We start from the raw sequence: 15,792 nt of genomic DNA, 5'->3' as shown, positions 1-15,792 counted from the left end.
GGCATACTATCTGCTTGGTCGTGAATGCGATGGCGGCAACAACGAGATATCTCCGTCATCCTCCGTGTCCTGGTAGAAGCAGTCAGGGTCTCCGACCCGGGTCATTGCTAGGCGCGCCAGCCGGTCGTCGTGTGTGGGCGAACCGGGGCGTGGCCGCGACAGGACTTGCTTGCCCCGCCCCTGTATGGCCTTCCCACGTCAAGTCGGTATCGTGCCGACTCACCGGTTGAATGAACCGACCCGTGCCCCTGATGACCTGGGAGAAAAACACAATGAACCCTGTACCGACACACTTTACCGACGCGTCTGCCAAACCATTGGCCATGCTTCTGGCCGGCACTCTGCTGCTGTCGATGAGCCCATTATCCCATGCCAACGAGCAAGTGACCTTTCAGCTCGACTGGCTACCGGGAGGCGACAAGGCCCCGGTCTATGTCGGCCTGGCACAAGGCTTCTTCGAGGAGGAGGGCCTGGAGGTACGTATCTCTCAAGGACGTGGCTCCACCGATGCCATGACCAAGCTGGCCACGCGCCAGGCCGATATCGGCCTGGCCGACATCACCGCGCTGATGGTGGCCCAAGCCGAAGGTGGAATACCGGTCAAGGGCGTCTATTCGGTGTTCAGCCAGGCACCGCATGCCTTCTATGTGCTCGAGTCGTCGGGTATCGAAAGCGTCGCCGATGTCGAGGGCAAGCGCATCGCCACCTCTCCCTTCACCTCGTCCAATCTGTTCCTTCCCCTGTTACTGGAACTCAACGGTGTTGACGACGGCGATATCGAGCTGATTCAGAGCGACCCCGGCACCCTCAGTCCGATGCTGCTCAACGGTCGCACCGACGTGGTCATCAGTTGGGTAACCGACCACGAGCGCTATGCCGCCAATGCACGCTCCGCCGATGAATCGCTGCGCGTCATTCCCTGGCACGAGGCTGGCCTGGAAGCGTATGCCACGACGCTGGTCGCCAGCGAGCGCTTCCTCGAGGAACGCCCCGAGGTGGCAAGACGCTTCATCAGCGCGTACGAAAAAGCCATCGAGTACACCTGGGAGAACCCCCAGGAAGCAGCCGAAGCGGTGCACGCGGTGGTGCCCGAAGTCGAGGTGGAGATGGCCGCCAGCACCATCGAAGCCATCCGCTCGCTGGTCTTCAACGACGCCAGCGACGCGCATGGCCTCGGGACCTTCGATCCCGAACGCCTGGCGACCACCTGGCAGTGGACCGCCGAGGCCCAGGACATGGATCCCGCCCAACTCGATCCGGAGAGCATCATCGACCGCTCCTTCATGCCAGGAGGTGACTCATGAAGCCACACGTCGAATTCATCGAGGTAGGCCACTGTTATCGCAGCAGGCGCAAGGCACCGGTACAGTCTCTGCTGGGGGTGAACCTGAGCATCGCGCGACACGAGTTCGTCGCCGTGGTCGGGCCGTCCGGCTGTGGCAAGTCGACCCTGTTACGGCTGCTCAGTGGCCTGACTCGTCCCACCCAAGGCGAAGTGCGCATGTTCGGCCACCCGGTACGGGAGCCTGGCGGAGAGGTCGGCATCGTATTCCAGAAGCCGACGTTGCTACCGTGGCTGAACGTGCTCGACAACGTGCTGTTTCCACTACGTCACCAGGGCAGGGTGGTGGGTCGACAGGATCGAACCCGCGCGCGGGAACTGCTCGATACGGTAGGGCTCGGAGACTTCATCGCCAGCCGTCCGGACGAGTTGTCAGGTGGCATGCAGCAGCGCGTGGGCATCGCCCGTGCCCTGCTGCTGGACCCAGAGGTGTTGATCATGGACGAGCCCTTCTCGGCACTGGATGCGCTGAGTCGCGAGCAGATGGGCTTCGAACTGTTGCGCATCTGGGGCGAACGCCCCAAGACCGTGCTGTTCATCACTCACTCGATCTCCGAAGCCGTGCTGCTGGCCGACAGGGTACTGGTCATGAGCCCTCGCCCAGCGAGCATCGTCGACAGCCTCGACATCGATCTGCCACGCCCACGCACCCCGGCGACCATCGATCTACCGGCGTTCAACGTCCATACCCAGCGCATCCGCCGGCATATCTTCGGTCCCCCGGGGCCTGGCGAGAGTAACGTGACCGCGGGTGCCTTGACCGAGAGCCCCCTGGCCAACACTCGCCAGGCTGCCGACAGCCCTCGCCCTGCCACTCACCAGGCGATCCGTCATGCCTCCTGAGGAAGCCACCATGAAGCCTCTCGTTTCATTGCGCGATGTCCTCGGCCAGCGCCTGCTACCCATCCTGGCCCTGCTCGCGATCCTGCCATTGTGGGAGCTGGCATGCCGGCTGTTCGGCGTGCCCGATTATGTGCTGCCCGCCCCGACGGCGATCCTCGAGGCGTTCCTGAACGTCGACGGCCAGCGCTGGATGGGCCACCTCTGGGCCACCGTGAGGGTCGCCCTGATGGGATTCGCACTCGCCATTCTGGTCAGCCTGCCACTGGCCATTCTCATGGTTCGCTCGGTCTTCCTGACCCGCACGCTGTTCCCGTTTCTGGTGGTGATACAGTCCACGCCCATCGTCGCCGTCGCCCCCTTGATCATCGTGATCCTCGGCGCAGGCGACGCGCCACGCACGGTGATCGCCTGCCTGATCGCGTTTTTCCCGATCGTCGTCGCCACTACCACCGGCATGCTGGCCACGCCCCGCGAAATGCTCGAACTGTCACGTTCGCTCAAGGCGTCTCCGGCGCGGGAGATCTGGCAGGTCCGGCTGCCCTATGCGGTACCGCATATCTTCAGCGGACTGAAGGTGGCGATCACGCTGGCCATCATCGGCGCGGTGATCGCCGAGTTCGTCGCCGCGGAGCAGGGGCTGGGCTACTTCGTGCAGTTCTCGACCTCCTATTTCAGGATTCCCCAGGCCTTTGCGGCACTGTTCTTCCTGTCCGCCGTCAGCCTGTTGCTGTTCAAGGCGGTGCAACTGGTACAGCAGACGTTCTTTGGCTGGAGTCTTCCTGCCGACGACGAACGCTAGGCTTTGCCTGAAAACTGTCTGGCCATCGCTCGCCGACTTTTCAGACAAAGCCAAGGCCCATGCCTTTCACGGAGTAGAAGCGGCAGGCGGCCCCACAGCCGCCCGGCATTGCTCCAATGACCGGCAGGCGACGCCTGCCCCAACGTTGGAGAACCTTCATGATAACGAGTACGCATGACACCCTGCAGGAACTGCAACTGGAGCGCACCCTGGGCGGAGAGGGCCGCGAGGCCGAGCGCGAGATTCCACTGATCGACCTTTCCGACTTCGATACCCGGCGCGACGAGATCATCGATCGACTATGGCAGGCGGCCACCGATGTCGGCTTCTTCCAACTGGTCAATCACGGCATCGCCACCGCCGACATTCGCCAGGCATTCACCCTCGCCGAAGAATTCTTCGCCTTGCCCGACGCAACCAAGGCGCGCCACTCGCTGAAGCAGGGGCAGAACGCTGGCTGGGAGTTCAAGTCCCAGGTACGGCCGTCGACGCAGACCGCCGACCAGAAGGAGTCCTACCAGATCACCCTGCCGCACATGGAAGGGCTGTGGCCGGACCAGGTCACGCTGGCCGAGTTCCAGCGCATCATGCTCGACTTCGAGCACCAGGCCTGGCAACTGGGGATGCGGGTGCTATCGTGCTTCGCCGAGCGTCTGGGCTTCGAGCGCGACTTCTTCACTCATGCCCATGCACGCCATGCCCCCGACTACCAGAGTACGCTGCGTCTGCTGCACTACCTTCCCCTCGACCGGGATGCGCTGGCGGATGCCTCGCTGTGGCGCGCCGGGGCGCATACCGACTTCGACTGCCTGACCATGGTGTTTCAGCGCGAGGGGCAAGGCGGATTGCAGGTCTGCCCCGGTCACGAAGTCGCCGGCAGTGACGAAGGCCCGGCCTGGAGCAGCGTGGTACCCCGCGATGACATCATCACCTGCAACATCGGCGACATGCTGATGCGCTGGAGTGACGATGCGCTCAAATCCACCCTGCATCGGGTCCGCATGCCGACACCGGAAGAAGCCGACAAGCCTCGCTACAGCATGGCATTCTTCTGCCAGGCCAATAAGGACGTCACGATCCAGGGGCCGTTGCGCACCTATCCCCCGATCACCGCCCACGACTACCTGCAGCAGCGCATCGCGGCGAACTTCCATGCCGTGCGGAACAAGGACGCCTGACGCCCACCCATGCGCACCGGGCTCGCCACACGGCGGGCCCGAGTCGATATCACGATACCGTTGGCCGGGGCTGACTTGGCTAGCCCGGAAACAGGCATGTCGATGGCGGCCGGCTCAGTTTGGACGGGGGCTTCGGGAAATCGGCCAGCGGCTCGAGCTGCTGGGTCGGATCGCCGTCTGTTTCACCGGTTACCGCAACCCGAACCGCATCGAGCACAGCGTGCTGGCGTTGGTACCATAGCGTATCTACGGGCTGGCGCTGGGCCATGAAGATCTCGACGATCACGATGCCCTGCGCATGAGTGTTGCCGTACCCTTTGATCACGGCCATCCCACCCTGCTTGGCCACCTCCTATCCCCTCCGCGTCCCTGCCGACGCGACAGAAAGTCGCGAAATCCGTGGCTGAGCATAGTGCAACGCATAGCGACTCGCACCAGGGACCGGAAAATCAAACCCACAGGGAGCAAGCGGCCTCTGCAATGGCCATCGGTGAGATGAGCGGGTCATGTTGTTGTCTTCTTTAAGACTAAAGTTGGGTTTTTGATCATGAGAGTAAGCAAGTACTCTCCCGGTATGTATTGCGAATACATGTACGCATAGCGAACAAATTGACAACTCATTAAGGTGGCGCGATGAACAAACTCATCAATGCAGCATGGCTGGCAGCTTGTGGTAGCGCTCTGGCACTGACAATGTCTGTCTCGACGGCAAGTGCAAATGACTGGCCGACTGACGACGTCCGCCTGGTCGTTCCCTATGCGCCCGGCGGTACCACCGACGTGCTGGCTCGTCGTGTAGCCGACCTCCTGCAGGACGAACTGGACGCCAACGTCATCGTCGAGAACCGTCCCGGTGCCGGTTCCACCGTTGCCACCGCCCGTCTGGCCCGTGGCGGCCGTGATGCCGATCACACCATCCTGATGGCCTCTCCGGGCCATACCATCGGTGCGGCAATCTACCCCGACCTGACATATGATCCGGTCGAGGACTTCCTGTTCATCCAGAACATCATCGACATTCCCAACGTCATGGTGGTGCCTGCCAACAGCCCCTACAACAGTGTGCTCGAATTCGTCGAAGCAGCCAAAGAGCAGAACATGGCCTTCAGCCACAGCGGGGTGGGCAGTTCGATCCACATGTCAGGCGAGCTGTTCAAGAACCTGACCGAGACCAACATGACCTCCGTACCGTTCGCGGGCAGCGGTGCTGCGCTGCCGGCACTTCTGGGCGGTGATGTCCAAGTCTCCTTCGAAAACATGCCGACCGTGTACTCGCACATTCGCTCCGGTGATCTCAGGGCGCTGGCGGTCACTTCCGCGGAGCGCTCCGAATACCTGCCTGACGTGCCGACCATGGCCGAAATCGGCGAGCACAACCTCGACCAGTTCGTGACCACCGCCTGGTTTGGTCTGATCGCTCACAACTCCTTCTCCCAGGAGGCCCATGAGGCGATGCAGGAAGCGCTGGCGGCCGTGATGCAGCGTGAAGAGTTCCTGGACTTCGCCGAGCAGTTGGGCGCCGAGCCGGGCCAGGTGGCCGGCGAGGAATTCAAGCAGTTCATCGCCGAGGAAGTCGAGCGGTGGGATGCCGTGGCCGAGCAGGCGGGCATTCGCCAGTAAGCGAATGGGCTGAATCCCATAAACGCTGAGGCGAGGGCATGCGTCCTCGCCTCTCTTGTTTCCCTGTGGAGAGGGTAGCAATGACGACAACTGATCCCAAGCCTGGCAGGCAGGTCAATGACTCCGGCGACGTTCTGGCGGGCCTGGTGCTGCTTGTAAGTTCTGCGGTCCTGGTCTTTTATCTGGTGCCCAACTTTATCAGCGAGCCGCCTATTCTCCAGAATCCCATGATGTCGCCAAGATGGCTCCCCCGGATCGTGGGCTGGTTGATGCTCGGCTTTTCTGTCCTGCTTATCTTTCAGGGGATATTCGTCGAGAACAAGGCAGAGAGCGACGAGCGCCGCATCGATAAGGGACCCTGGCTGCGCTTTGCCTTGATGGTGCTGGCGCTGATGGTGTACGTCACCATGTTCGAACTCCTGGGTGCGATAATCAGCGGCATTCTGGCAACGCTGATCCTGTTTGTTGCCCACCCTGTCAGAACCTGGTGGGTCTACAGCCTGGCTTTCATCTTTCCCGCTGGTGTGGCTTTCATTTTCGTGGAAGTAATGAATGTGCCACTTCCGTTGATGCCGTTTTGATATCGGGCCACTCAACTTTTCTCTGGTGACCTATGGAAATCTTTTCGGAAGTTCTACACATATTCCTAAGCCTGGATAATTTTCTGGCAATAGCAGTCGGTGTCGTGATTGGCGTCGTGGTCGGCTCCATTCCCGGGCTCACAGCCACCATGGCGGTGGCACTGGCGCTGCCGTTCACTTTCTCCATGCAGCCCGTGGCGGCGATTCTGCTGCTGGTGGGCATTTATAAAGGCGGCATGTACGGGGGATCGATCACGGCCATTCTGATCCGCACACCCGGATCGCCTGCCAATGCCTGTACGTTGCTCGACGGTTACCCCATGGCACAGCAGGGCCATGCGAAAAAAGCCCTGAAAATGTCGCTCTATTCCTCGTGCATTGCCGACTTCATTTCCAATATCGCGCTGATCTTCTTTGCCGCTTACCTGGCAAAGCTTGCCCTGAGTTTCGGAGCCCCTGAATTCTTCTGGTTGATCTGCTTCTCGCTCACCATCATCATCTCGCTGGCCAGTGGGTCCATGATCAAGGGGTTGCTGGCGGCGCTGATGGGGATTCTGCTGTCCATGGTAGGGCTGGATGTCGTCTATGGCTCACAGCGTCTGACCTTCGGCAACTACAACCTGATGGATACCATTTCCTTCATTCCGTTGCTGATCGGCCTGTTTGCTCTTCCGGAAATCATGGAGTTCTACCGCAAGAAGGCACTGCCACATCTCAAGACCAAGGCCAGCGGTGTCGGGGTGACCTTGGCCGAGATGAAGCGCAGCATGAAAAGTATCGTTCGCGGCAGCCTGATCGGGGTGATCATCGGCGCCATTCCCGGTACTGGCGCCACGGCGGCCGCCTTCATCTCCTACAGTGATGCGCGTCGCCGCTCTCCCAACAAGGCCAATTTCGGCAAGGGCGAAGTAGAGGGGGTGGCTGCCGCCGAGGCCGGCAACAACGGTGTCGCCGGTGCCACCATGATTCCCCTTCTGTCACTGGGCATTCCCGGCGACGTGATCACGGCGATCATTCTGGGGGCCTTCATGGTGCACGGCCTGAGCCCCGGCCCGATCATGTTCCAGGAGAATCTGCCGCTGATCTATGCGCTGTTCATCGGCATCATGTTCAGTTCCGTGCTGCTGCTGGTGGTAGGTAATATGGCCATCAAGTACTTTTCGGTGATCGCCGACATTCCCAAGTCGATCCTGTTTCCGATCGTGCTGATGTTCTGCGTCTACGGTGCTTATGCGGTCAACAACGACACCTTCGATATCTGGCTGATGCTTGCCTTTGGCGTACTCGGCTATATCTTCAACCGTGCCGCGATTCCGGCTGCGCCATTCCTGATTGGCTTCATCCTCGGACCCATGTTCGAGGATAACCTGCGGCGCTCGCTGCTGATCGGTTCCAACGATCTGTCGATCTTCGTGCGTGGTCCCATCACCTGGTTCTTCATCGCCCTGACGGCAGGCTCGATCCTGCTGGCCATCTACCGTTACGTCATGGCGCAACGCATGGCTCGCCGTGCCGCCGACACGAGCCAGGAGGCTTCATGAACACCATGCGTGCCATCGAAGTTGTCGAACCAGGCCAGGGTGTCTTGCATCAGGAAAGAATGTCGATTTATTGACTGTAATTCGATGTTATGCAGAATATTAATGATACCTGGCGCACATATATTCGCCATGCGTACGCAAGGCGAGTGCCAGAGCCGCTACAGCGAGGGAGCCAATGATTCGCGATCAGGAACTGCTCGATCAACTTGTCGATACCATTGCACGGTTCGTGAGGGAGCGTCTGATCCCCAGCGAAGCCCAGGTAGCGGATGACGATGAGATCCCGGCAACCCTTCTCGAAGAGATGAAGGAGATGGGGCTCTTCGGCCTGTCGATTCCCGAGGCGTACGGCGGCCTGGGGCTGACCATGGAAGAAGAGGCCTACGTGGTCTTCGAGATCGGCAAGACCTCGCCGGCGTTCCGCTCCCGGTTCGGTACCAATAATGGTATCGGTGCCCAGGGAATTCTGATCGACGGCACCGAGGCGCAGAAAGCGAAGTATGTACCCGCACTGGCCAGCGGCGAGATCATCAGCGCCTTCTGCCTGACCGAACCGGACGCTGGATCCGATGCGGCGAGCCTGTGTACCACGGCCGTACGCGATGGCGACCACTATGTGCTCAATGGTACCAAGCGCTTCATCACCAACGGGCCGGAGGCCAACCTGTTCACCGTCATGGCACGCACCGACCCGGCCCAGAAGGGTGCGCGAGGCATCACCGCCTTCATCGTCGAGGGCGATGCGCCTGGGCTGAGCCGAGGTTCTGCGGATCACAAGATGGGGCAGAAAGGGGCCCATACCTGCGACATCATCTTCGACGACTGCCGGGTACCGGCCGAGAACATCATCGGGGGGCGCGAAGGGGTGGGCTTCAAGACGGCCATGAAGGTTCTGGACCGAGGCCGCCTGCATATCTCGGCGCTATGCGCCGGGGTCGCCGAGCGGCTGATCGAGGAGAGTCTGAGCTATGCCATGGAGCGCCGCCAGTTCGGCGTGCCGCTGGCGGAGCATCAGCTCATCCAGGCCATGCTGGCCGACAGCAAGACCGAAGCCTATGCCGGGCGCACCATGGTGCTGGATGCCGCCAGGCGCAAGGATGCTGGCGAAAACGTTTCGACGCTGGCCTCCTGCTGCAAGCTGTTCTGCAGCGAGATGGTCGGGCGTGTGGCCGACCGTGCCGTACAGATCCATGGGGGGGCCGGGTACATGGCCGAGTATGCCGTCGAGCGCTTCTATCGCGATGTCCGCCTGTTCCGCATCTATGAAGGTACGACCCAGATCCAGCAACTGGTCATCGCCCGCAACATGGTGAAGGAAGCCAGCTGAGCCGACTGCGGCCAGTGGCGATGTCGTAGCGAACCACTGTCCTGCGGTATGAGAGAACCTGATGGCATCGAGGGAGATAGCGTTATGGCAGGACCGCTGACTGGCCTGCGGGTACTGGACCTGAGTCGTGTCATGGCCGGCCCCTGGTGTACCCAGATACTGGCCGACATGGGCGCGGAGGTGATCAAGATCGAGCGTCCCGTCATCGGGGACGATACGCGCCATTGGGGCCCTCCCTGGTGGACGAACCAGGCCGGCGATATCACACGTGAATCGGCCTATTACCTCTCGGCCAATCGTGGCAAGCATTCGGTGACCGTGGATATCGGCCGGCCTGAAGGGCAGGCGTTGGTTCGCGAGCTGGCGGCCACATGCGACATCCTGGTGGAGAACTTCAAGACGGGCGGCTTGGCCGAGAAGGGTCTCGATTACCCGGCGCTGGAGGCGATCAATCCGGGGTTGATCTACTGCTCGATCACCGGCTTCGGCCATACCGGTCCCATGGCGCACATGGCCGGCTACGACTACCTGGTTCAGGCACAGGGTGGCCTGATGAGCATCACTGGCGTGGCGGACGGCGAGCCGGGCGCCGGCCCTCAGCGTGTGGGCATGGCGGTCGCCGACCTGACGACCGGCATGAATGCCGCCACCGCCATTCTGGCGGCGCTGCATCATCGCCATCAGACCGGTGAAGGCCAGCATATCGACATGGCATTGCTCGACGTTCAGGTCAGCTGGCTGGCCAACCAGGCCCAGAACTACTTCTGCAGCGGTACGCCGCCCACCCGCACCGGTGAATACCACCCCAACCTGGTGCCCTATCAGCCTTTCCCCACCGAGGACGGGGAGAAGGTGATCATCGCCATCGGCAACGACAGCCAGTTCCAGCGCTTCTGCAGCGCGGTGGGGCGTCCGGAACTGGCCACGGATGCTCGCTTCAGTACCAATCCCGGGCGGGTAAGACACCGCCTGGAACTGGTGCCGATCATGGTGACCATCACTCGCACCCGCACCGCCTCCCGGTGGATGGAACTGCTGCGCGATATCGGCGTGCCCTGCGGCCCGATCCAGAATATCGCCCAGGTATTCGACGACCCGCAGGTCAAGGCCCGCGGCATGAGGATCGAGACCGAGTCGGAGCATGGCCCGGTGGTGGGGGTGGCCAATCCCACCAAGTTTTCCAAGACACGGCTCGAGTACCACAAGGCACCACCTTCCCTGGGTCGTGATACGGAAGACGTGCTTGCCGGCATGCTGAACAAGAGCGCCGAAGACATTGCCGCACTGCGTGAGCAGGGCGTGCTGTAGCGAACGGGTCAGGGAGGCGGGGTGGCCGACATCGGTGGAGGTGGCGAGGACTACATGGCCAGCGTCAAGGTGGCGGACGAGCGGAGTGATGGGCTTTCGATGGAAGAAGGTGTCTTCCGCCGCCGCAGTGGCAGCATTTCACCAGTAGGCCAACCGGAGTGAAAGCGGGTGTGCTGCACAGCTACCTGTTGATGCTGGTTGCACTGCTGACTCTCTGGTCCCAGTTGGGTGGGCCGCCCCTCGTCGCCGACGTGGCCGTCTTTCTGCTGGTGGGCTTCCTGTCGCTCTCGTGGGGACGGTTCTCCGTCATGGCGAGAGGGCTGTTGCTGGCCTCGATAATGGTCTCGCTGCTGACAATGTGGCGCCTTGACAGCCCTTGGACGGTTCTGCGCGAAGCCGCCGACAGCTTTGCCTTCCTGGCGGCCTTCATGACCTCGCTGGCGTTGCTGCGGCTGCCGGCCTACCGCTCCCGCCTGATCCGCCGCTGTGGGCAAAGCCTGTTGCTGCAACCGCCCAACTGGCGTTACCCGCTGCTCTCGGTGGGTTCGACCCTGTTTGGCATCGTACTCAATTTCGGTGTCCTCAACCTGTTCGTGTCGATGATCGAGAAAGCCAACACCCTGGGCGCGGCCCAGGGGCGGCAGTGGGTCCAGCAGGCGCGGCGGCGGCGCATGCTGCTCGCCACGCTGCGTGGTTTCACCCTGGCGCCGCTGGTCTCGCCCATGGGTATCGGCGTGGCGGTCATACTGGCCAATCTGCCCGAACTCAAATGGCGTGAACTGTTCCCCTACGTGCTGGCGGCGGCCACGGTGCTGTTCCTGGTGGGCTGGGCCTGCGATCACCTGGCCGGACCGAAGCCGGTCAGGCGCAATGCCAACCCACCGCGACCATCGCTGTTGCCGCTGGTGCGCTTCAGCCTGCTGCTCTCGGCGCTGATGGCGCTGATCTTCCTGCTTTCCTGGTGGTTCGAGCTGCGCCTGCCCCAAGCGGTACTGGTGGGGGTGCCGTTGGGTGCCTGGCTGTGGCTGGCCTGGCAGTGTCGTCTTCTTGGCCTGATGGGGGTGGCCCCGGCCACCGTCGTGCTCGGGCGACGCTTGCCCGCACTGCTCGGCAGCATCGGCAATGAAGTCGTGGCGCTCGGTGCGGGGGCCTACCTGGGCTACCTGAGTGTGGCGCTGATGGACCCTGCCCAGCTTGCCGGCATGGCTGGCGTCATGGTCGATCTCGGTACCTGGCTGCCGTTGGTTGCCATGCTGGTGATCGTGGTACTGGCCCAGGTCGGTGTCAATCCGATCATCAGTGTGACGTTCCTGACCAGCATGGCATCACAGGTGACCCTGCCCGGCGTGCCATTGCCGCTCCTCGCGGCCGCCATGCTGGCTGGCTGGTCATTGACGATGGTGACCTCGCCGTTCACGGCGGCGATGATGATCATGTCACGCTTCACCGGCCTATCGGCCGGGCGTATCGGGTTCCATTGGAACGGGGTGTTTCTCGGGACTTCACTGATGACCGCGGTCTTGTTGCTGCGGCTGGCTACCTGAACGGGCCGGTTCAGCCGACCGTGACCCCTCCGCATACGAACAGTGTCTGCCCGGTGATAAAGCCGCTGCGCTGGTCGCAGAAGAAACTCACGGCCTGGGCGACGTCTTCGGGTTGCCCCATGCGCTGGACCGGAATGTTGTCGATGATGCGCCGTGCTCGAGCCGATTCCGGCGGGTTGTTTTCCCAGAAGGCGGTCGTGGCGATGGGGCCGGGTGCCACGCAGTTGACGGTGATGCCGTCGCCAGCAAGCTCGAGCGCCCAGGTGCGGGCCATCGACTGCAGGGCGCCCTTGGTCGCGCTGTAGAGGGTGCGCGCTTCCTTGCCCAGGACGACGCGACTGGCATTCATGACGATGCGGCCGCCCCCCAGGGCCCGCATGCCCGGCAGCAGCGCCTGGGTGCAGATCAGCGCCGAACGGACATTGAGGTGCATCAGCCGATCGAAGTCCTCGATACGGGTCTCGTCGAGCAGGGCGGGGGCCACGACCCCCACGTTATTGACCAGGCACGAAACCTGGTGAACCTCGGCGATCTCCTTCAGCACGACGGCAGCGGCGTTCGTATCGGAGAGGTCGACCTGCCGAGCGTCGGCCTTCAACGAGTCGGCTTCCGGTTCGACGATGTCCAGTACGAGGGTACGGTAGCCGTCTTGCTGCAGTCGCAGGGCAATGGCCTGGCCAATGTTGCGGGCGCCGCCGGTGACGACTGCACAGGGTTGGGTCATGAGGAAGTTCCTTGTTGTCGAGGCAGTTATCGCTGGATAGGATGTACGTAGTGCGGACATATGTTCGCTAATTGCCTAATGGTTGCGTTCGATAGAGGGGCGCCACAATGCGACTTTCGTCGCGGTCGACCTTTGTGTCGGCTGTGTGAAACGAGGAGACATCAGTCGATGAGCAGTCAACAGAACGCCATCGTGGTAGGTGCAGGCACCATGGGCACCACACTCGCCCGGCTCATGGCAACACACGGTCTGTCGGTCACGGTGATCGATACCAGCCAGGAGACGCTGGCGCGTTGCCGTGATCGCCTGGTTCACGACCCCGGTGCGGCGGCGCGGGTCGCCTTTGCCTCCGAGTGGTGCCCTGGGCGCGCCGTCGATGTGGTGGTCGAAAGCGTGACCGAGAACATCGCGGTCAAGCGGCAGGTCATTGAACAGGCCGAGGCCCATGTCGACAGTGATACGTTGATCATGACCAATACCTCTGGCCTTTCCATCGATGAGATCGGCGAGTCGATGGCGCACCCCGAGCGCTTCGTCGGTGCCCACTTCTTCAACCCCGCCGATGTGATTCCCGCAGTGGAAGTGGTACCGGGCAGCCCGACCCACCCGGCTGCCGTGGAACGGGCCTGCCAGCTATTGCGGCGACTGGGCAAGCGCCCGGCGGTATTGAGCCGGTGTGTGCCGGGCTTTGTCGCCAACCGTATCCAGCACGCCATCATGCGCGAATGTCTTCACCTTATCGAACAGGGGGTGGTGGAACCGGCTGCATTGGACGATATCGTGAAATACTCCATCGGCATCCGCATGGCCATCAATGGCCCCCTGCGCCAGCGTGACCTCAACGGGCTGGACACTCATCTCAACATCGCCCGCTATCTCTATGACGACCTGAGCTCCAGCCGGACGCCCGCCAAGCTGCTCGAGAATCACGTGGCCGAAGGCTTCCTGGGCGCCAAGGCCGGCAGGGGCTTTTACGAATGGAGCGAGGCAGAGCTGGCGGCGCAATCCCGACAGGAGCGGGAACAGCTGACCCACATTCTTTCGCTGATCGACTCGGAGCGCGATGCCTGACCCGGTTTTTCTTATACCTTGGTCGCATTATCCGTGACTCGTCTACGGCACTTTTCCTCCGTGTATTCATAACCCTTTGATAAAAAATATTATTTCTTTCAAACGACCAAGGAAAGGCTTTCGGTCTTCTTTTTTTCCATGGTTTGACGTTCAGAGCCAAGGGAAGTATTTTGTTCGCATTACAAATCTATGTTCGTAATGCGTACAGTGCGGCAAGCATTTCTGCAGCACGCGATCCCCGGCGATGGGGTGAAGCCGTGATCGACATAGCTCTGGCACTTATCGAGTTGAAGCCGGGAGGCAAACCACATGGCCGAATTCCTCAGCCTGCATGATGCGGTAGCGCGCTATGTCCAAGACGGCGCCACCGTGGCCATGGAGGGCTTTACCCACCTGATCCCCTTCGCCGCGGGCCACGAAATCATCCGCCAGGAAACGCGCGATCTGACCCTGATCCGCATGACCCCCGACCTGGTCTACGACCAGATGATCGGTGCGGGCTGCGCGAAGAAGGTGATCTTCTCCTGGGGCGGCAATCCGGGGGTGGGTTCGCTGCACCGCCTGCGCGATGCCGTCGAGAAAGGCTGGCCGCACAAGGTCGAGATCCTGGAGCACAGCCATGCCGCCATGGCCTGCGCCTTCGAGGCGGGTGCCGCCGGGTTGCCGCTGGCGGTGCTGCGCGGTTACGTCGGCAGCGAGTTGCCCAACGTCAACGATCAGATCAAGTTCATCGAGTGCCCGTTCACCGGCGAGCGCCTGGCCGCGGTGCCGTCGGTGCGCCCGGATGTGTCCATCGTCCATGCCCAGCGCGCCGACCGTGCCGGTAACGTGCTGGTGGAAGGCATCATCGGAGTTCAGAAAGAGGCGGTACTGGCGGCGCAGCACAGCATTGTCACCGTCGAGGAGATCGTCGATGACCTGACCACGCAGTCGGACTATCACCCCAATGCCTGCGTGATTCCCGGCTGGGCAATCAGCGCCGTGGCCGTGGCCGAGAAGGGCTCCTACCCCTCCTATACCCACGGTTACTACCCGCGCGATAACCGCTTCTACAAGGAGTGGGACGCCATTGCCCGTGACCGCGACGCCTTCACGAAGTGGCTTGACGAAAACGTCTACAACGCAGGAGGTAAATCCTGATGAGCCTTGACTACTCCTCCTCGGAAATGATGACCGTCACCGCCGCCCGTGCGCTGGAAAACGGCATGACCTGTTTCGTCGGCATCGGCCTGCCCTCCGAGGCGGCCAACCTGGCGCGCCTGACCCACGCCCCGGACGTGGTATTGATCTACGAATCCGGCACCCTGCAGACCAAGCCCGACGTGCTGCCGCTTTCCATCGGCGACGGCGAGCTGTGCGAATCGGCGCTGACCACCGTGTCGGTGCCGGAGATGTTTCGCTACTGGCTACAGGGTGGCAAGGTGAGCGTGGGTTTCCTGGGGACAGCCCAGATCGACCGCTTTGCCAACCTCAACACCACCCTGATCGGTGACTACCATGACCCCAAGGTACGCCTGCCGGGCGGCGGTGGGGCGCCGGAGATCGCGACCTGTGCGGGAGAGGTCTTCATCACCCTGAAACACTCCAGGCGCGCTTTCGTCAGGGACGTGGATTTCGTTACCACCCTGGGCTTCGGCCGCGACGGCAAGGGTCGCGACGGCGTGCCCAATATCGGCCGTGGCCCGACCCGGGTGATCACCGACCTCTGCGTGATGAAGCCCGATCCGGATACCAAGGAGCTGGTGGTCGTCTCGCTGCACCCCGGCGTGACCCGCGAGGACGTGATCGAGGCTACCGGTTGGGAGATCCGTTTCGCCAGCGAGCTCGACAGCACTCCGGAACCATCGGTGAAGGAGCTCGAAATACTGCGCGACCTGAAGGACAGGACCGCACGCAAACACGCTGGTGAATGAA

The 15,792-nt window shown here is 62.0% G+C and carries 16 protein-coding genes; 14 read left to right on the top strand and 2 right to left on the bottom strand.

The features are described from left to right. Positions 1 to 272 precede the first annotated feature (272 nt). From C1H69_RS22240 to C1H69_RS22225, 4 genes are all read left to right on the top strand, one after another. Positions 273 to 1,304, top strand: coding sequence for an ABC transporter substrate-binding protein (locus C1H69_RS22240; protein ID WP_240610047.1), 1,032 nt, complete (start codon positions 273 to 275; stop codon positions 1,302 to 1,304). Then, positions 1,301 to 2,185: an ABC transporter ATP-binding protein gene (locus tag C1H69_RS22235; protein WP_102655567.1), complete on the top strand. Its 885-nt coding sequence runs from the start codon at positions 1,301 to 1,303 to the stop codon at positions 2,183 to 2,185. Before C1H69_RS22240 ends, C1H69_RS22235 begins: the two co-directional genes overlap by 4 nt. A gap of 10 nt (positions 2,186 to 2,195) precedes the next feature. After that, complete coding sequence (locus tag C1H69_RS22230) at positions 2,196 to 2,984, top strand: ABC transporter permease (RefSeq protein ID WP_102655566.1); 789 nt, start codon at positions 2,196 to 2,198, stop codon at positions 2,982 to 2,984. A gap of 158 nt (positions 2,985 to 3,142) precedes the next feature. Beyond that, positions 3,143 to 4,162 carry an isopenicillin N synthase family dioxygenase gene (locus tag C1H69_RS22225; RefSeq protein WP_102655565.1) on the top strand — a complete coding sequence of 340 codons (1,020 nt, stop codon included), beginning with the start codon at positions 3,143 to 3,145 and terminating at the stop codon, positions 4,160 to 4,162. Positions 4,163 to 4,241: 79 nt separating this feature from the next. Here C1H69_RS22225 and C1H69_RS22220 read toward each other — a convergent pair whose 3' ends face one another. After that, on the bottom strand, positions 4,242 to 4,493 hold the full coding sequence (locus C1H69_RS22220) for a hypothetical protein (RefSeq protein ID WP_102655564.1): 252 nt from the start codon (positions 4,491 to 4,493) through the stop codon (positions 4,242 to 4,244). A 302-nt stretch (positions 4,494 to 4,795) separates the two neighbouring features. On the opposite strand from C1H69_RS22220, the gene C1H69_RS22215 reads away from it, so the two are divergent. The 7 genes from C1H69_RS22215 (at position 4,796) to C1H69_RS22190 (ending at position 12,083) form a co-directional block, all read left to right on the top strand. Further along, positions 4,796 to 5,782, top strand: coding sequence for a Bug family tripartite tricarboxylate transporter substrate binding protein (locus tag C1H69_RS22215; protein WP_102655563.1), 987 nt, complete (start codon positions 4,796 to 4,798; stop codon positions 5,780 to 5,782). A gap of 80 nt (positions 5,783 to 5,862) precedes the next feature. Then, entirely contained in the window at positions 5,863 to 6,363 is a 501-nt protein-coding gene (locus C1H69_RS22210; RefSeq protein ID WP_102655562.1) for a tripartite tricarboxylate transporter TctB family protein, read from the top strand. Positions 6,364 to 6,395: 32 nt separating this feature from the next. Beyond that, positions 6,396 to 7,904: a tripartite tricarboxylate transporter permease gene (locus C1H69_RS22205; RefSeq protein WP_102655561.1), complete on the top strand. Its 1,509-nt coding sequence runs from the start codon at positions 6,396 to 6,398 to the stop codon at positions 7,902 to 7,904. A 175-nt stretch (positions 7,905 to 8,079) separates the two neighbouring features. Continuing rightward, positions 8,080 to 9,231: an acyl-CoA dehydrogenase family protein gene (locus C1H69_RS22200; protein ID WP_102655560.1), complete on the top strand. Its 1,152-nt coding sequence runs from the start codon at positions 8,080 to 8,082 to the stop codon at positions 9,229 to 9,231. A gap of 84 nt (positions 9,232 to 9,315) precedes the next feature. Then, positions 9,316 to 10,539, top strand: a complete 1,224-nt coding sequence (locus C1H69_RS22195; protein ID WP_102655559.1) for a CaiB/BaiF CoA transferase family protein — start codon at positions 9,316 to 9,318, stop codon at positions 10,537 to 10,539. A 21-nt stretch (positions 10,540 to 10,560) separates the two neighbouring features. Beyond that, positions 10,561 to 10,701 (top strand): hypothetical protein, encoded by a 141-nt coding sequence (locus tag C1H69_RS23720; RefSeq protein ID WP_165789564.1) that lies wholly within the window; start codon positions 10,561 to 10,563, stop codon positions 10,699 to 10,701. Between the two features lie 8 nt (positions 10,702 to 10,709). Then, a complete protein-coding gene (locus C1H69_RS22190) occupies positions 10,710 to 12,083 on the top strand; it encodes a hypothetical protein (protein WP_240610046.1) in 1,374 nt (457 codons plus the stop codon). Between the two features lie 10 nt (positions 12,084 to 12,093). Here C1H69_RS22190 and C1H69_RS22185 read toward each other — a convergent pair whose 3' ends face one another. Beyond that, positions 12,094 to 12,807, bottom strand: a complete 714-nt coding sequence (locus C1H69_RS22185) for an SDR family NAD(P)-dependent oxidoreductase (RefSeq protein ID WP_102655558.1) — start codon at positions 12,805 to 12,807, stop codon at positions 12,094 to 12,096. A gap of 168 nt (positions 12,808 to 12,975) precedes the next feature. Between C1H69_RS22185 and C1H69_RS22180 the strand changes: the two genes are divergently transcribed. From C1H69_RS22180 to C1H69_RS22170, 3 genes are all read left to right on the top strand, one after another. Then, a complete protein-coding gene (locus tag C1H69_RS22180; protein ID WP_102655557.1) occupies positions 12,976 to 13,878 on the top strand; it encodes a 3-hydroxyacyl-CoA dehydrogenase NAD-binding domain-containing protein in 903 nt (300 codons plus the stop codon). Between the two features lie 309 nt (positions 13,879 to 14,187). Beyond that, on the top strand, positions 14,188 to 15,018 hold the full coding sequence (locus C1H69_RS22175) for a CoA transferase subunit A (protein WP_102655556.1): 831 nt from the start codon (positions 14,188 to 14,190) through the stop codon (positions 15,016 to 15,018). Beyond that, positions 15,018 to 15,791 (top strand): CoA-transferase subunit beta, encoded by a 774-nt coding sequence (locus tag C1H69_RS22170; RefSeq protein WP_102655555.1) that lies wholly within the window; start codon positions 15,018 to 15,020, stop codon positions 15,789 to 15,791. Before C1H69_RS22175 ends, C1H69_RS22170 begins: the two co-directional genes overlap by 1 nt. Position 15,792: the final 1 nt, after the last annotated feature.

Origin of the sequence: Billgrantia endophytica, from assembly GCF_002879615.1 — a bacterium.
Classification (GTDB): domain Bacteria; phylum Pseudomonadota; class Gammaproteobacteria; order Pseudomonadales; family Halomonadaceae; genus Halomonas; species Halomonas endophytica.
This window is presented reverse-complemented; position numbering and strand designations above follow the sequence as displayed.

Bases quoted from the DNA above. Each gene is read 5' to 3' on its own strand.
- C1H69_RS22240 (WP_240610047.1), top strand. From the start codon at position 273: ATGAACCCTGTACCGACACACTTTACCGACGCGTCTGCCAAACCATTG.
- C1H69_RS22235 (WP_102655567.1), top strand. From the start codon at position 1,301: ATGAAGCCACACGTCGAATTCATCGAGGTAGGCCACTGTTATCGCAGC.
- C1H69_RS22230 (WP_102655566.1), top strand. From the start codon at position 2,196: ATGAAGCCTCTCGTTTCATTGCGCGATGTCCTCGGCCAGCGCCTGCTA.
- C1H69_RS22225 (WP_102655565.1), top strand. From the start codon at position 3,143: ATGATAACGAGTACGCATGACACCCTGCAGGAACTGCAACTGGAGCGC.
- C1H69_RS22220 (WP_102655564.1), bottom strand. From the start codon at position 4,493: ATGGCCGTGATCAAAGGGTACGGCAACACTCATGCGCAGGGCATCGTG.
- C1H69_RS22215 (WP_102655563.1), top strand. From the start codon at position 4,796: ATGAACAAACTCATCAATGCAGCATGGCTGGCAGCTTGTGGTAGCGCT.
- C1H69_RS22210 (WP_102655562.1), top strand. From the start codon at position 5,863: ATGACGACAACTGATCCCAAGCCTGGCAGGCAGGTCAATGACTCCGGC.
- C1H69_RS22205 (WP_102655561.1), top strand. From the start codon at position 6,396: ATGGAAATCTTTTCGGAAGTTCTACACATATTCCTAAGCCTGGATAAT.
- C1H69_RS22200 (WP_102655560.1), top strand. From the start codon at position 8,080: ATGATTCGCGATCAGGAACTGCTCGATCAACTTGTCGATACCATTGCA.
- C1H69_RS22195 (WP_102655559.1), top strand. From the start codon at position 9,316: ATGGCAGGACCGCTGACTGGCCTGCGGGTACTGGACCTGAGTCGTGTC.
- C1H69_RS22185 (WP_102655558.1), bottom strand. From the start codon at position 12,807: ATGACCCAACCCTGTGCAGTCGTCACCGGCGGCGCCCGCAACATTGGC.
- C1H69_RS22180 (WP_102655557.1), top strand. From the start codon at position 12,976: ATGAGCAGTCAACAGAACGCCATCGTGGTAGGTGCAGGCACCATGGGC.
- C1H69_RS22175 (WP_102655556.1), top strand. From the start codon at position 14,188: ATGGCCGAATTCCTCAGCCTGCATGATGCGGTAGCGCGCTATGTCCAA.
- C1H69_RS22170 (WP_102655555.1), top strand. From the start codon at position 15,018: ATGAGCCTTGACTACTCCTCCTCGGAAATGATGACCGTCACCGCCGCC.